Annotated in this window: 1 protein-coding gene; it reads right to left on the reverse strand. The window is 37.8% G+C overall.

The genetic code is table 11. The features are described 5' to 3' along the window. On the reverse strand, window positions 1–213 hold a 213-nt coding region (locus tag R8O10_RS27250; protein ID WP_412035184.1), incomplete at its 3' end, for a mechanosensitive ion channel family protein. Window positions 214–532: the final 319 nt, after the last annotated feature.

The raw sequence follows: 532 nt of genomic DNA on the forward strand, positions 1-532 counted from the left end.
GACCGCCTTATCCATGTTTTTCTTTTCAAGTACTTTGGAAACACTGCCAGCGACTGCTTTAACGATAATATTACCGATAAATAGGATAATCAGCGCTGAAATAATGTTCACACCGTACTGAATAAGTAGGTCTGAGTTGTTTGTAAGCCAAGTCTCAGCTTGAGTCAGCCCATCTGTTAGAGTGGTATCGATACCCATCGATTCACCTGCCATAATTCTTATCCTCAAAAATAAAGATATATAAATCTAATTGCCGTTAACTTATGAGCCTTGTTTTCTATAGGCCCTTATCTACAACAATATCCCTATTGCCCAACTGAACAGTGTCAGATTTTTGGCACGATATCCCAACTTTGACATTTTGCAAAGTCAGAGTTTCGCAAAGATATGCAAAACAAGGCTTTATCAGAATTTTCTGATATCGACCTGTTACAGAGTACGCAATGCTTTAACATTTCGCCACTTCTATTACCTAGATTCATGCGAAGCGGCTAAAAAATAACCTAATGATTATTGGCGTATTATTGATACG

Origin of the sequence: Vibrio sp. 1727 (assembly GCF_033344415.1) — a bacterium.
Taxonomy (GTDB): domain Bacteria; phylum Pseudomonadota; class Gammaproteobacteria; order Enterobacterales; family Vibrionaceae; genus Vibrio; species Vibrio alginolyticus.